Origin of the sequence: Pseudomonas sp. PB106, from assembly GCF_009764645.1 — a bacterium.
Taxonomy (GTDB): Bacteria; Pseudomonadota; Gammaproteobacteria; order Pseudomonadales; family Pseudomonadaceae; genus Aquipseudomonas.
Map to the genome: position 1 here is coordinate 1 of NZ_RWIM01000180.1, position 1,244 is coordinate 1,244.

1 protein-coding gene is annotated in these 1,244 nt (G+C 59.7%); it reads right to left on the reverse strand.

Going from position 1 to position 1,244, the window contains the following annotated elements:
- Positions 1-83: 83 nt before the first annotated feature.
- A complete protein-coding gene (gene rlmF / locus EJA71_RS22990; protein ID WP_158959803.1) occupies positions 84-1,103 on the reverse strand; it encodes a 23S rRNA (adenine(1618)-N(6))-methyltransferase RlmF in 1,020 nt (339 codons plus the stop codon).
- Between the last annotated feature and the right edge of the window lie 141 nt (positions 1,104-1,244).

Below are 1,244 nucleotides of genomic sequence, written 5' to 3' on the forward strand. Positions count from 1 at the left end.
CGATCTTTTGATCTTGTGTTCAAAAATCAATCAAGATCAAAAGATCGCAGCGTGCCGCAGCTCCTACACGGGGCCGAGCAGGCTTAGCGAACCCAGCGCTCGCGGCGCCAGATCTGCTGCTCCGACTTGGTCTGGAAGGTCCACGCGACGAAGCGGCTCTGCTTCTGCCCCTGCGACATTTCCACCACCTGACTTTCCAGCACGCCAGCCTTTTTCAGTGCGGTTTCGATCGCGGGAAGGTTCGACGCTTTCGATACCAGGGTGCTGAACCACAACACTTTGTGCTGGAAGTTTGCGCTCTCGGCGATCAGTTGCGTCACAAAGCGCGCCTCGCCTCCTTCACACCACAACTCTGCCGACTGACCGCCGAAGTTCAACACCGGCAGTTTGCGCTTCGGATCGGCCTTGCCCAGTGCGCGCCATTTGCGCTCGCTGCCCTTGGTCGCTTCGTCCATCGAGGCGTGGAATGGCGGGTTGCACATGGTCAGATCAAAGCGTTCGCCGGGCTCCAGCAAGCCGATCAGGATGTGCTTGCGGTTTTCCTGCTGACGGAGCTGGATCACCTTGCTCAGATCGTTGGACTGAACGATGGCTTTGGCAGCGGCCACGGCGGTCGGATCGATTTCCGAACCGAGGAAGTGCCAGCGGTATTCGCTGTTGCCGATCAGCGGATAAACGCAGTTGGCACCCATGCCGATGTCCAGCACGTTGACGATCGCGCCACGCGGGACTTTGCCGTCGTTCATGCTGGCCAGCAGGTCGGCGAGGAAGTGCACGTAGTCGGCACGGCCCGGAACCGGTGGGCAGAGGTAGTCCGCAGGGATGTCCCAATGCTGGATGCCATAAAACGACTTGAGCAGCGCCCGGTTGAACACGCGTACCGCATCGGGGCTGGCGAAGTCGATGCTTTCCTTGCCGTACGGGTTGATGATCACGAACTTAGCCAGTTCCGGCGTGGTTTTGATCAGCGCCGGGAAGTCGTAACGACCCTGATGGCGATTGCGCGGGTGCAGGCTGGCCTTTTCACGCGGCTCGACGGCTTTGGCCGGGGTCGCGGTGTCAGGCTTTTTGCGCGCAGGTTTGGGTGTGCGGGGGGCGTTCATGGGCGTGGTCGATTCGGGTATGGCTGAAAGTGGCGGGCATTGTCCCACATTGACGAGCTATGCGCCGCTCCCATGTAGGAGCTGCCGCAGGCTGCGATCTTTTGATGTTGGTTTTTAAAAGCCAGATCAAAAGATCGCAGC